At 51.6% G+C, this 12,897-nt stretch carries 11 protein-coding genes and 2 other annotated features; of the genes, 7 read left to right on the top strand and 4 right to left on the bottom strand.

Annotation, left to right across the window (positions count from 1 at the left end; all coding sequences use genetic code 11):
- Positions 1–885, bottom strand: coding sequence for a LysR family transcriptional regulator (locus M2298_RS04580; protein WP_122965769.1), 885 nt, complete (start codon positions 883–885; stop codon positions 1–3).
- Positions 886–1,017: 132 nt separating this feature from the next.
- Here M2298_RS04580 and M2298_RS04585 point away from each other — a divergent pair, with 132 nt between their 5' ends.
- Complete coding sequence (locus M2298_RS04585) at positions 1,018–2,235, top strand: MDR family MFS transporter (protein WP_173595728.1); 1,218 nt, start codon at positions 1,018–1,020, stop codon at positions 2,233–2,235.
- Positions 2,236–2,542: 307 nt separating this feature from the next.
- Here the strand turns inward: M2298_RS04585 and M2298_RS04590 are convergent, their stop codons facing one another.
- Together M2298_RS04590 and M2298_RS04595 are read right to left on the bottom strand one after the other, a co-directional pair.
- Positions 2,543–3,976 carry an amino acid permease gene (locus tag M2298_RS04590; RefSeq protein ID WP_122965771.1) on the bottom strand — a complete coding sequence of 478 codons (1,434 nt, stop codon included), beginning with the start codon at positions 3,974–3,976 and terminating at the stop codon, positions 2,543–2,545.
- A 215-nt stretch (positions 3,977–4,191) separates the two neighbouring features.
- Positions 4,192–5,532 (bottom strand): sigma-54 interaction domain-containing protein, encoded by a 1,341-nt coding sequence (locus M2298_RS04595; protein ID WP_229049948.1) that lies wholly within the window; start codon positions 5,530–5,532, stop codon positions 4,192–4,194.
- A gap of 278 nt (positions 5,533–5,810) precedes the next feature.
- On the opposite strand from M2298_RS04595, the gene M2298_RS04600 reads away from it, so the two are divergent.
- Both M2298_RS04600 and sda read left to right on the top strand, forming a co-directional pair.
- Positions 5,811–7,022 (top strand): ornithine--oxo-acid transaminase, encoded by a 1,212-nt coding sequence (locus M2298_RS04600; RefSeq protein ID WP_122965773.1) that lies wholly within the window; start codon positions 5,811–5,813, stop codon positions 7,020–7,022.
- Between the two features lie 277 nt (positions 7,023–7,299).
- Positions 7,300–7,437 (top strand): sporulation histidine kinase inhibitor Sda, encoded by a 138-nt coding sequence (gene sda / locus M2298_RS04605; RefSeq protein ID WP_063230759.1) that lies wholly within the window; start codon positions 7,300–7,302, stop codon positions 7,435–7,437.
- 141 nt (positions 7,438–7,578) lie between these two features.
- On the opposite strand, the gene M2298_RS04610 is transcribed toward sda, so the two are convergent.
- Positions 7,579–8,082, bottom strand: a complete 504-nt coding sequence (locus M2298_RS04610) for a hypothetical protein (RefSeq protein WP_122965774.1) — start codon at positions 8,080–8,082, stop codon at positions 7,579–7,581.
- Positions 8,083–8,263: 181 nt separating this feature from the next.
- Between M2298_RS04610 and M2298_RS04615 the strand changes: the two genes are divergently transcribed.
- From M2298_RS04615 to M2298_RS04630, 4 genes are all read left to right on the top strand, one after another.
- The gene (locus M2298_RS04615) at positions 8,264–9,433 is read left to right on the top strand and encodes a MalY/PatB family protein (protein WP_280648274.1); all 1,170 of its coding nucleotides are present in this window, start codon (positions 8,264–8,266) and stop codon (positions 9,431–9,433) included.
- An 81-nt stretch (positions 9,434–9,514) separates the two neighbouring features.
- Positions 9,515–10,447, top strand: a complete 933-nt coding sequence (gene glsA / locus M2298_RS04620; RefSeq protein WP_280648275.1) for a glutaminase A — start codon at positions 9,515–9,517, stop codon at positions 10,445–10,447.
- Between the two features lie 93 nt (positions 10,448–10,540).
- The gene (locus M2298_RS04625; RefSeq protein ID WP_063230762.1) at positions 10,541–10,822 is read left to right on the top strand and encodes an Fpa/YlaN family protein; all 282 of its coding nucleotides are present in this window, start codon (positions 10,541–10,543) and stop codon (positions 10,820–10,822) included.
- A 102-nt stretch (positions 10,823–10,924) separates the two neighbouring features.
- Positions 10,925–11,166, top strand: a binding site (T-box leader).
- Positions 11,167–11,208: 42 nt separating this feature from the next.
- Positions 11,209–11,457: a binding site (T-box leader), on the top strand.
- A gap of 62 nt (positions 11,458–11,519) precedes the next feature.
- The gene (locus M2298_RS04630; RefSeq protein WP_280648276.1) at positions 11,520–12,860 is read left to right on the top strand and encodes a sodium-dependent transporter; all 1,341 of its coding nucleotides are present in this window, start codon (positions 11,520–11,522) and stop codon (positions 12,858–12,860) included.
- Positions 12,861–12,897: the final 37 nt, after the last annotated feature.

Raw genomic sequence — 12,897 nt, forward strand, 5'->3', positions numbered from 1 at the left:
CTACGTTGTTGAGTATCCCAATTCACTCATCAGACTCAGCCATTTTTCTACGCTGGGTTTATTTTTTTTGTCTTTCGGCAGGACGATATAGGCTGAGCGCTTGGGCGGCTTGTTGCCAGTGATCGGCAGTTCCTTCAGCGTCCCGGCAGCCAGCTCTGCTTTGACCGCAGAGCGGGTGAGCAAGCTGACGCCAAGCCCTTCCTTGATCAAATCGATGGCAAGCTCCGCCTTGTCGACAGTCAGCTTGGGCACGTAGTTGCGCGGCAATGTTTGCCTGATCCATTCGTTAAAAGGCGGTCCCCAGTTCATGTAGAGCAGCGGCAGGTTGCGAAGCTCGCGCGAATCCACGTGAGTCGCTTGGGCGACGCTGCTCTCTGGACAGCAGACCAGGACGATTTCATCATCCCAGGTAGGAATGACTTCAAAGTTCGGCAAGGAGGGCGGCACGTACACGATCCCGATCTGGATCACGTTGTCGAGCAAATACTGGATGACGTCCGAGGAATGCCCGGTTCTGGTGCTGATGGCAATTTGCGGATAGCGGCAATGGTACTCTTTCAAGATCGGTTCGAGGGTAGAGGTCCAGATGGCGTTCAGGCTGCCAATCGACAAGTAGTCCTCGTAGGGCTGGAGAGAAGCGACTTCGTTGAGCGCTTCGTGGGACAGTTTGAGTATGCGCTCGGCATAAGGCAAAAGCGTCAAGCCTGCCTGGGTAATTTCAACACTTCGCTTGTCACGGATGAAGAGAGGCTTTCCGACTTTTTCTTCCAGTTGCTTGATTCGCATCGTCACCGTAGACTGGACAAGATGGAGCATCTCCGCAGCCTTGGTGAAGTTTTTGGTCTGTGCCAATGTGTAGAAAGCGCGCAGTTGTTCGAAGTCCATAGCGTGTGTTTCCCTCTTATCTAAATATTTGATAACCATATACAAAAACGTTCGTTTCCCAAATTATACCCTGTTCTTTAAGCTGGGGATATCCCTAAATCATGAGAGCAAACGGGAGAGCGAGGGTATCGAATGAAGCGGGAAATGTGGAGAGAAACACCGTTTTCGGTCAAACTGCTGTTGGCGACATCCTTTATGATGAATCTCGGCTTTTACGCCCTGATTCCTTATTTGACCTTGTATTTGACAGGCAGTATCGGATGGACGCTGGCGATGGCCGGTCTGGTACTTAGTGTGCGACAATTTTCCCAGCAAGGCTTTGCGTTTATGGGCGGAGTCATTGCGGATGCCTTCGGCTACAAGGGCGCGATGGTTTTGGGTATGGCAGTGCGGGCTGTCGGCTTTGCCCTGTTTGCTTTTTGCACCGAGACTTGGCATTTTTTTATCGCAGCGATTTTGTCAGGCTTGGGTGGGGCGTTGTTTGACCCGGCTGGCTCGGCGGCGTTTGCGATTTTAACCCCTGATTCTATCCGCAAAGAAGTGTTCGCCTTTCGCAATGTGCTCGGAAATATTGCGGTGGTCGGTTCGCAAATCGTCGGTACAGCGCTGTCGGCTGTCGATTTTACCTACCTGTCCCTGTTTGCCGGAGCGGTTTTTGCCTTGAACGCGGTCGTCTCGTTCTTTTTTCTGGCCCCGATCAGCGCTACCAACACGCGGCACAGTATTTGGGAGAGCATGTTCACGGTGATTCGGGACAAGCGCTTTGTGCGCTTTACCTTGATTTTGATGGGTTACTACTATTTGAACATGCAAGTATTTTTGACGATACCACTGCTCGTGGAGCATGTGACACATAGCAAGACTTCGGTCGGAATTGTTTTGTCTGCCATGTCTTTGTTCGTCATCCTTTTTCAAATGAAAGTGACGCAATGGCTGGAAGGCTACCCGCACAGGCTCACCTTGATCGGGATCGGCACCCTCGTCATGGGGGCAGGACTGTTCCTGTTTACGTTTGCCGATTCTCTGTGGATGTTGCTCATCGATGTATTCCTGTTCGCACTGGGGACGATGATCGCCGTGCCCAATCTGGTAGACGTCGTTCCGCGTTTTGCGCCAAAAGATTTGGTAGGGGCTTACTACGGCTTCAACGGCTACTCGATCGCCATCGGAGGCTCGCTCGGCCAGATCGCAGGCGGCTGGGTGTACGATGTGGGGCTTAGGCTGGAAGCGACGTGGCTCCCCTGGACGATCTGCATCGTTGTCGGGCTGCTCGTTGCCTGGATGCTTCACCTGATGGAGCGCGATACGTACAAACTCGGCAACGATTTGACAAAAATCGCGCAGCCGTAAACTTTTTGACGAGAAAACACGAAAAAATGTTGGGCGCAAATTGAAACATTTACCATTCCTTGTGCGTATATATCGGTAGGAAACGAAATGCTGGGCGTTAACGAAAGTGAGGGAATTTTATATGGAAGATATGAAAAAATTGAAGCGGATGTTGCTGGTGACGAGTTCCCTTGGATTTGCCGTTTTTGCCATGGTAGTCATAACGGAAATCGTGCGAATCTCTCTGTAGCATGGCCAAACAAGTTTGCGTATAAAGCGAAAAGCTTGCTTCCCGTAAATGGGAGTGCAAGCTTTTCTTTTTGCTTTCTTATAGGTTGTCCGCTTTGCGATAAGAGCCAAGATCGTTTTTCGGTTGTGGCTCCAGTCGGTTTTTGAAGCGGTATTGGTAAATGAGGATCGCGATAATCATGAACGGCACCCCGCAGTAAAGGGCAATTCGCTGCTCCGGATCGAAGGCCAGGCTCACGAGAACGGTCAAGTTCAAGATCAACGAAACCAACGGAAGGACCGGATACCAAGGCGTGCGGAATTTCAGGTCTTCCAGTTTGCCGCCGTTTTTCAGATAATGGCGACGGAAAGCGAGCTGCGAAGCCGAAATGGAGATCCAGCCCACTTGTGCCCCCAGACCAGCGATAGACAAAAGCACCATAAACACGGTATCTTCCGCGAAAAAGCCAGACAACAGCGAGAGCAAGGAGATCGCGAAGGTAATCATGAGCGCATTCATCGGAATACCTTTGCGGTTTACAATGGCCAGTTTGCGGGAAGCCATTTTCTCGTTGGACAAGGAGTAGAGCATCCGGGTTGCGGCGTACAAGCCGGAGTTTGCTACGGACAGCAGGGCAGTCAATACGACGAAGTTCATGATGTCTGCCGCATAAGGGATTCCGATACTGTCGAATACGACGACAAACGGGCTTTCGATAACGCCGGCTTGCTGGTGAGGGATCATCCCTGCCACAATCGCAATCGCCAAAATGAAGAAGACGAGCGTGCGCCAAACTGTAGCGCGAATCGATTTCGGAATCGTTTTTTCCGGTTCTTTGCTCTCGCCTGCCGCGATACCGATCAATTCGGTACCCTGGAAGGAGAAGTTCACCGTGATCATCGTCATCAGCAACCCGGTAATTCCGTGGGGAAGCAGTGAGGTGCTGGTGAAGTTGGAGAACATCGGAGCAGGTTGTCCATTTTTCATGTCGATCAAGCCGAACATGGCCGCGCCACCCAAAATGATAAACAGGATGATAGCGCTTACTTTAATGCTGGAAAACCAAAACTCGGACTCACCGAACGCACGAGCAGAAAGCGCATTCAACAGGAACAAAAGGACACCGAAGATGGCGCACCACATCCAGACAGGCGAGTCTGGAAACCAACGTTGCATCAACAGACCGGACGACAAAAGCTCCAGGGCAACCGTTACCGCCCAACCGAGCCAGTACAGCCAACCTACTCCAAAACCGAGGGACGGACTTACGAACCGGGTCATGTAGGTCTGGAACGAACCGGCAACAGGCATGGCGACGGTCAATTCGCCGAGGCAGAGCATGGTGAGGTACATGATGAATCCGCCCACCAGAAAAGAAAGGATCGTACCAATAGGGCCAGCCTGGCTGAGAGTATAGCCTGAACCGAGAAACAGTCCGGTTCCGATTACGCCTCCAAGAGAAATCATGAAGAGGTGCCTACTGTTCATACTGCGTTTTAGTTCATTGTTCTGTTCGTTGCTGCTTGGTGTCATATAACCCTCTCCTTCACGCGAGAAATATTGATTCGATGAATGCGTTTTCAGGCGCGATATATGCTCTGCAAGAATGATACCAAATGAAACGGCCCAAGCAAATCGACTTTTGCAGGTAGTTTATGGAGAAAAGTGCAAAACAAATCGGCACACTTGTGCAAAAAAAATGAAAAAACGCCAAGAAATTTGGCGTCATGAAAAATGAAGCTGTTTTTTTATCCTTTGATTCCCAATTTGCGCAAGCGATATTGCAAGCTTTGCCGACTGATTTGCAGCTCCTTGGCCGCCCGGGAAATATTGCCGTGGTAACGATCGACGACGTGGTGAATATAGGCGGTTTCGAACTCCTGCATCGTTTCTTTCAATGATTTTCCTTCTTCGATAAAAGGAAGCGAACGGGGCGGCGCTTGTTCGATCACGACGGCGCTTGCAGGGGAGCGGCGCAAAAAATGCAGCGGCAGATGCTCGTAGCGGATCATCGTCTCGTCCACCATCAAATTCATCGCGCCTTCGATGAGATGCTGCAACTCGCGGACATTACCCGGCCAGTCATGCTCCTGGAAAAATTGCAGGACATCCGCCGAGACACCCGCGACTTCCATTTGAAACAGCTCGTTGTACTTTTCGATAAAATGCGAGACGAGCATGGGAATATCTTCTTTGCGTTCCCGCAGCGGGGGCAAAAACAGCGTGACGACGCCGAGACGGTAGTACAAATCTTTTCGCAGGTGCGAATTGGCGATGGCCTCGACAGGGTCTTCGTTGATGGCGGCGATGATCCGCACGTCAATGGCCCGGTCTTTCGTGTCGCCGATGCGCCGGATCGACTTCTCCTGGAGGGCGCGCAACAATTTTGCTTGCAGAGGCATACTAAGCGAGTTGATTTCGTCCAGAAACAAAGTGCCGCCCTCTGCCTGTTCGAACAAACCGGGTCTTTCCACGGCTCCGGTAAAAGCGCCGCGTGCCGTGCCGAACAGCAAGCCTTCAATGAGGCTGTCGGGAAGCGCTGCGCAGTTTTGCGAAATAAGCGGGCCGGATGAGCGCAGACTGGCGTTGTGAATGCTTTGCACGAACAGTTCTTTTCCGGCTCCGGTTTCGCCGACGACGAGGACGGAGGAGGAGGTGCGCGCCGCGCGTTTGGCGTTTTCAATCACATCGAGAATCGGGCCGCTTTTGCCGATAATCTGCTCAAAGGTGTAGCGGGAGCCGTTTTTGGCAAGCAGGTTTTCCCTGATCAGCCGTTCCATCTTCGTCACATCGTTGGCAATCTCCATCGCGCCGATGATTTGCCCGTTTTCGATGATCGGGTACGTGTTGTTGATCGTCGTAATTTCTTTTTGCTTGTCATTGAAATACGTTTGCCGCGTATTGCGTATGCTATTTCCTGTTCGCAAGCAGGTGAGCAGCGTGCTCTCCTGACCGCTGTGGAATTGGAACACTTCCGACAGAGGCTTGTGCAGAACGTCTTGGCGGGCCATCGACTCCAGCTCGGTCATTTTCTGGTTGTACACAATCGTCGTGCCAGTGGCGTCAATCACGTGGACGCCCTCGTTCATTCTGTCCAGGATATGTTCGTAAATGCGCAAAAACGTGTCGAGGGAAGATTCTTGCCTTGAAGTCGACACAATGGGTCACCAGCCTTTCTTCGTGACAGTATCATATCATAGAACAGGCGATGTGCAAAATGTCTATGCACCTGCAAAATTATAAGGAAAACGCATGCAAAAAAATTTTGCTGAAAACGGATTCCATTGCGCCGTTTCGCACGTTTTTTATATTGGCATCATTCTTGCTTGATTAAGATTGGCAAGTGAAACCGAAGGAGGCTACCACCATGACGAAAACAAAAGTTGTCATTGATCAAACCGAAAAATACGGCGCACACAACTACCATCCGCTGCCGATCGTCATTTCCAAAGCAGAAGGTGTTTGGGTAGAAGATCCAGAAGGTAACAAATACTTGGATATGCTGAGTGCTTACTCCGCTTTGAACCAAGGCCATCGCCATCCACGCATCATTCAGGCGTTGAAAGATCAGGCAGACAAAGTGACATTGACTTCCCGCGCTTTTTACAATGACCAGCTGGGCGAGTTTTACGAAAAGCTGTCCGCATTGACTGGCAAAGACATGATCCTCCCGATGAACACGGGTGCGGAAGCAGTAGAAACCGCTCTCAAAGCTGTTCGCCGCTGGGCTTACGATGTGAAAAAAGTACCGGAAAACCAGGCAGAAATCATCGTCTGTGAAGGAAACTTCCACGGCCGTACCGTAACGATTACTTCTTTCTCTTCTGCGGAAGAGTACAGACGCGGCTTCGGACCGTTCACTCCAGGCTTCAAAATCATCCCTTACGGCGATATTGAAGCACTCAAGCAAGCGATTACACCAAACACCGCAGCATTCATGCTGGAGCCGATTCAGGGCGAAGCGGGCATTATCATTCCGACAGAAGGCTTCTTGAAGGAAGCACAAGCCGTATGTAAAGCAAACAACGTGCTGCTCGTGAGCGACGAAATCCAAACAGGCTTTGGCCGTACCGGAAAACTGTTCGCAAGCGATTGGGAAGGCGTCAAGCCAGACATGTACATCATGGGGAAAGCGCTCGGCGGCGGGGTATTCCCGATCTCTGCTGTAGCTGCTGACAAAGAAATCCTCAGCGTGTTCGAGCCAGGTTCCCACGGCTCCACTTTTGGCGGAAACCCGCTTGGTTGCGCAGTAGCGATTGCCGCTATGGACGTACTTGCCGATGAAGGTCTCGTGCAACGCTCCCTGGAAATGGGAACGTACTTCATGGAAAAACTGCGTGAAATCAACAACCCGATCATCAAAGAAATTCGCGGTCGCGGTCTGTTCATCGGACTGGAACTGACTACAGCGGCTCGTCCATATTGCGAGAAGCTGAAAGAACTGGGCCTCTTGTGCAAAGAGACTCACGAAACAACGATCCGCTTTGCTCCGCCGCTCGTGATCAGCAAAGAAGATCTCGATTGGGCAATCGATCGCATCAAGCAAGTGCTGCACGTATCGGAAACTGCAAACGCGTAAAAACAGAGCAAACAGCCATCCGGCGTCAAGGATGGCTGTTTTTTTATCGTTGGCAGCGCTGAAATCTATCCTTCAATCGTTCGACAAAATTCGACTACCTGTGGATAAAAGTGGAAGAAAAATCCACATAGGGAATCCCGCGTTTTTGTTTGTTACACACAGGCTGCCCACAAGTTACTCACAACATTTCCACATGCTTTGTGGATATCAGAACGGTTGTTCGATACTCTATCATCTGGTACAATGAACTCATACGACAGGATGGAGGTGAGCAAGGGTGAAATACTTGAGTGACCAAATGCTGATAGAAGTATATCATCGTGCTGTCGACCTTCAGCTAGATTCTGCTTTTATTGAACTGCTTCGCGAAGAGATGCAGACACGAAACATTCGCATCACACAGGTCAGCGCCTGAGTGCACAGTGCAACCACAACACATAAGACCTAAACGACAAAGCCATCCTTGGCCATGAGCAGTCCTCCTGATTGATGGGAGCGACTGTTCAGTTAGAGGATGGCTTTTTCTTTCTTTTTTCAAAAACAGTGCCGTGCGGGATCAGGCAGAAAAAAACTCCAGTGCCGTGATTCCGGTAATCGGCGCTTCCTTGTTGAGCAGAACTTCCGGCAAGTAAAAGTAAACCGGCCCGTCTTCTTTAATCGGTTTTCCGGCCTTGGCAAACTGCAAAATCGCCCGTCTTGCTTCGGAAATCGGCAGGACGATCGGCTCCTGGTTTTCGCGATGAAGCCGGACATGGGTGGCTTCAGGCAGCGGAGCGGCGTTAGTGATGAACGGATCGAGCCGAATCCCGTAGTCGCCTTCCAGCACTTTGCGCTCCTCGGCCAAGCTTTTGCGCTCGGACGGCAGCTGGGCGCCTTCGCGCAATTCCTTGTCCCACTGTGTTCCTGTTCCTTGCAAATATTGCATTTGTTTGGACAAAGCAGGGTCGTCTTCACCCGTGTACGCGTTCAAATCAAACTTGCGATCGTCGAACACCCAAACAGTCGGGTCCAAAGTGATGGGGTAAGTTACGGCCCCTTTAAACACGATAACATCAGACATGATGCATACCTCCGTCATCTTTCTCAATCATCTAGCATTTTACTATACCTTTTTGAAAAAGGGCAAACGCTGCTTTCGCCTCACGCTTGGACAATCTTGCCAAGAGGGGGTATGCTGGACATAGTTGTAAAAATAAAGGACAAAATGGCCGGAAGCTTTCGGATATGCGGGAGGGGACAACGTGTACGACTTTGATGCGAGAATCGAGCGAAGAGGGACAGAGAGTGTAAAATGGGACATTGACAATCCAAAAGTGAACGGAGAAGGCGTGCTGCCGATGTGGGTGGCCGACATGGACTTCGCATGTCCCAAGGAAGTGACGGAAGCGATCACGCAGCGGGCGATGCACCCGATCTACGGGTATCCGCTGAAAAGCGCGGCTTTTTATGAAAGCTTGCAGGAGTGGATACAGAGACGGTATGGAGTAGAGGTGCAGACGAGCTGGATGACGGGCATTCCCGGTGTGATTCCTGGCATTCATGTGGCGATAGAGGCATATACATCACCAGGGGAGCGCGTCCTGATCCAGACTCCCGTGTACCATCCGTTTTTTCATGCGGTGGAAAATCGCGGCAGGCAAGTCGTGCGCAGCTCCTTGGTGGAGCAAAATGGGCATTATGAGATGGACTGGGATGATTTGGCGAACAAGCTGAGCGATCCACGGGTAAAGCTGATGCTTCTGTGCAGTCCGCACAATCCGATTGGACGGGTCTGGACGAGGCAGGAGCTTGTGCGATTGGGCACGCTCTGCGTGGAGCACGGGGTCGTCGTCGTGGCGGATGAGATTCACGCCGATCTGGTCTATGAAAAAGGCAGCCACGTTCCGTACTACTCGTTGCCAACGGAGCTGGCGAGGCAGAGCGTCACGTTTTTGGCGGCATCGAAAACATTCAATCTGGCAGGATTGTTTACTTCCTACCTGTTGACGGAAAATCGCCAATTGCTGCGTGACTTTGCCGTGACGGCTTCGCGAATGGGCTGTGAAAATGTGAACCTGTTCGGGATGGAGGCGACGATTGCTGCCTATCGCTACGGGGAGCCGTGGCTCGAAGCTTTGCTTTCCTACTTGCACAAAAACGCGACTTATATGAGCCGCTTTTTGGCCGAGCACGTGCCAGCGGTTCGCATGCCGGTTCCGCAAGCGACGTATTTGGGCTGGATGGACTTTCGCAGCCTGGGACTGAAACAGGCCGAGTTGAGCAGCCTGCTTCGGGAGAAAGGCAAGCTCGGCTTTCAGGACGGCCTTGTGTTCGGCCAGGAAGGGGAAGGCTTCCAGCGCGTCAACTTTGCTTGCCCTCACTCTGTCGTTGTGGAAGCGATGGAGCGGCTGAAGCGGGCGATCATGGAATAGCGTCCCACAATTTGACAGCCGACGCATTCAAATCTACAATCTATTCATATGCATCACGAGTATGGATAGAGGGGATAACAGATGGACATCGAGAGTGCATCCAATCAATTGGCCGAGAAAGTACAAGCGGCCAGCGAATATACAGGACAAGGCAAGGTAGCAGCATATATACCCGAATTGGCAAAAGTAGACGCGCGGATGCTGGGCGCGGCAGTCTGTATGCCGGACGGGACGATTGTATCCGCGGGAGACGCGGATGTTCCTTTCACCCTACAGAGCATTTCGAAAATTTTCTCGCTGGTCGTCGCCCTGTGCCAAAACGGACACAAGCATGTATTTGAGCGGGTAGGCAAGGAGCCTACAGGCGACCCGTTCAATTCGATTATCAAGCTGGAGACGATCAAGCCGCACAAGCCGCTCAACCCGATGATCAACGCAGGGGCGATCGCGGTTGCGGGAATGATTCAGGGCAATGGCGTGGAAGAGCGTCTGGACGCGATTCTGACCCTGCTGCGCAGCGTCACGGGGAATCCTGGGCTGTCTGTCAATGAAGCGGTGTACCGCTCGGAAAAGCGGACGGCTGACCGCAATCGCGCGCTCGCCTGGTTTTTGAAGGACAGCGGAGTGCTGACCACGGATGTGGAAGAGACGCTTGATCTGTACTTCCGTCATTGCGCCATCGAGGTAACGGCAAAAGATGTGGCGAGATTGGGCATGGTGCTCGCCGCCGATGGCCTAATCCCTCATACAGGAGAAAGAATCATTCCACGAGAAGTTGCTCGCATCTGCAAGACTTTCATGGTGACTTGCGGGATGTACAACGCATCCGGGGAGTTTGCCATCGATGTCGGGATTCCGGCGAAAAGCGGGGTGGCTGGCGGCATTATGGCAGCTGTGCCGCAGCGGATGGGGATCGGCGTGTTCGGACCTGCTCTGGATGAGAAAGGAAATTCGGTTGCCGGAGTCAAGTTGCTTGAGATTCTCTCACAAGAATGGAATCTTGGCATCTTTTAGCTTCTTGCAGTTGATCTAGCTTCTCCCCTTTTCAAATGGCCCAGAATCGCGTACTATGTATGATAAGGATGGAGGCAAACGGAGGGATAGGTTTTGACAGAAATTAAGGTTCCTGACTTGGAACAGAAAGCGCTAGCACTTCTTAAAGCGGACGCAGACAAGATTTACAAGCTAATCGACGTGCAGATGGAAAACCTGACCATGCCGCAGTGCCCACTGTATGAAGAAGTGCTTGATACACAAATGTTCGGGCTTTCCCGTGAAGTAGAGTATGCAGTGCGCCTTGGACTGATTGGTGAAGAAATCGGCCGTGATATCATGGGTTCACTGGAGCGCAAGCTGGCGACTCTCCATGAGCTGTTCAATCAAAAGTAAGGCGAGGAGAGCGGTGATCATCCTCGCTTTTCGTTTTTTGAAAAAAGTCTTGCCTATTTGTGTTGTATATATTAAATTTAACACTAGCATTTCAATAACAACTAAAATGCAATGACGGAGACCAGTACACGAATGACATCGCTTGACAGGGAGAAGCTGCCGAAGACTGCAAGCAGCTTTGAAGTGAGCCTCGTGGAATTCCCTCCAGAGCAGCCCTTTGAACGGCCCAGGCCAAGTAGGAGGAAACGGGTCATTCCGTTAACGATGAGCAAGTGAAGTGCCGGGAACGTCAAGCGTTCTTGGTGCTTAATCAGGGTGGTACCGCGAACAGACTCGTCCCTTTTTAGGACGGGTTTTTTTTATGTTCGGCCGACCCCTCGCATAGGAAAATAGCAACGAAAGAGAGTAGTATACGAAAGTGCTGCCTGACAGGGAAGCGCCGCCAAAGACTGAGAGCGGCCGCAGGAATAGTCTTCGTAGAATTCACTCTGGAGCTGACCTCTGAACGCATGGCGCCGCTAGTAGGAGAGTCCGGGTCATACCCGTTATCAATGACGAGGAGAGGCATGTCTTTTGGGAAAAAGGCGATGCCTAACTAGGGTGGTACCGCGAGAAACGAACAACTCGTCCCTTTTTGGGGCGGGTTTTTTTTATTCCATTGGAACAAGATGTATGTATAGTTGAGGAGTGATTGATCATGAAAAATCAAACAGAGCAATGGACGAGCCGTCTCGGTTTTATTTTGGCTGCGGCTGGCTCGGCGATTGGGCTGGGGGCGATCTGGAAATTCCCGTACATGGTAGGGACGAGCGGGGGAGGAGCATTTTTTTGTCTGTTTCTGATTTTTACGCTCGTCATCGGTTTGCCGCTGTTGCTTGGTGAATTTGTCATCGGCCGCAGTACGCAAAAAGAAGCGATCAGCGCCTATCGCGCGATTGCGCCGGGTACTTTGTGGCATTGGATCGGTCGGCTTGGAGTCGTGACGTGCTTTTTGCTGCTGTCGTTTTACAGTGTCGTCGGGGGCTGGATTCTTACTTACTTGCTGCGCGGGGTGACGGGGCAACTGATGGGTGCTTCGTACGAGCAACTTTTCGGAGAAGTCATTTCCGCTCCATTCGGTTCTGTTGCCGCCCAGTTCGTGTTCATGCTGATCACGGCCTGGGTCGTGGCTCGCGGCGTGCAGAGCGGGATCGAATCCGCGAACAAATACATGATGCCGGCCTTGTTTATTCTTTTTCTCGTCCTGATGTTCCGTTCTCTGACATTGCCGGGAGCGATGGAGGGCGTGTCGTTTTTCCTCCGTCCGGACTTTTCCAAGCTGAGTGCGGAATCGATCTTGTACGCGCTGGGCCAATCGTTTTTCTCGCTCAGCGTCGGGGTATCCGTGATGGTGACGTACAGCTCGTATTTGGCGAAAAACGAAAGCCTTGTCCGTTCCGCTGGCTCGATCGTCGGCCTGAACCTTTTCGTCTCCCTGTTTGCAGGACTGGCGATTTTCCCTGCGGTTTTCTCGCTCGGCATGGAGCCGACGGCTGGGCCAGGTCTGCTGTTTATCGTTTTGCCATCCGTGTTTGAAAAGATTACGTTCGGCAGCTTTTTCCTGTTGATCTTCCTCGCTTTGTTCCTGTTTGCTACGCTGACCTCGGCTTTTTCCATGCTGGAGATCATCGTCGCGTCTCTGACAAAAGGGAACGAAGCAAAAAGAAAGCGGCTGTCCTGGATCATCGGGCTGCTCATTTTCATCGTCGGAGCGCCTTCCGCCTTGTCGTTTGGCGTGTGGAGCGACATCAAGCTGTTTGACAAATCGATTTTCGACGCGTTCGATTTTCTCGTCAGCAACATTTTGATGCCGCTTGGGGCTTTGCTGATCGCGATTTTCGTCCCGCTGAAAATGAAGCGGGAAGTGCTGATCGAGGAGCTGCGGGCTGACCATTCCCCGCTCAGCAAACGGTTGTTTGTCATCTGGCTGTTGCTGTTGAAATACGTTTCCCCGCTGGCGATTGTGCTGGTGTTCATGCAAATGCTCGGGATCTGGTAATATCCATTCACGAAAAAGGAGTGCAACGGCGTCAACT

This window comes from Brevibacillus sp. 1238, from assembly GCF_029892995.1.
GTDB classification, from domain to species: Bacteria; Bacillota; Bacilli; order Brevibacillales; family Brevibacillaceae; genus Brevibacillus; species Brevibacillus parabrevis.

Bases quoted from the DNA above. Each gene is read 5' to 3' on its own strand.
- M2298_RS04580 (WP_122965769.1), bottom strand. From the start codon at position 885: ATGGACTTCGAACAACTGCGCGCTTTCTACACATTGGCACAGACCAAA.
- M2298_RS04585 (WP_173595728.1), top strand. From the start codon at position 1,018: ATGAAGCGGGAAATGTGGAGAGAAACACCGTTTTCGGTCAAACTGCTG.
- M2298_RS04590 (WP_122965771.1), bottom strand. From the start codon at position 3,976: ATGACACCAAGCAGCAACGAACAGAACAATGAACTAAAACGCAGTATG.
- M2298_RS04595 (WP_229049948.1), bottom strand. From the start codon at position 5,532: ATGAACGAGGGCGTCCACGTGATTGACGCCACTGGCACGACGATTGTG.
- M2298_RS04600 (WP_122965773.1), top strand. From the start codon at position 5,811: ATGACGAAAACAAAAGTTGTCATTGATCAAACCGAAAAATACGGCGCA.
- M2298_RS04610 (WP_122965774.1), bottom strand. From the start codon at position 8,082: ATGTCTGATGTTATCGTGTTTAAAGGGGCCGTAACTTACCCCATCACT.
- glsA (WP_280648275.1), top strand. From the start codon at position 9,515: ATGGACATCGAGAGTGCATCCAATCAATTGGCCGAGAAAGTACAAGCG.
- M2298_RS04630 (WP_280648276.1), top strand. From the start codon at position 11,520: ATGAAAAATCAAACAGAGCAATGGACGAGCCGTCTCGGTTTTATTTTG.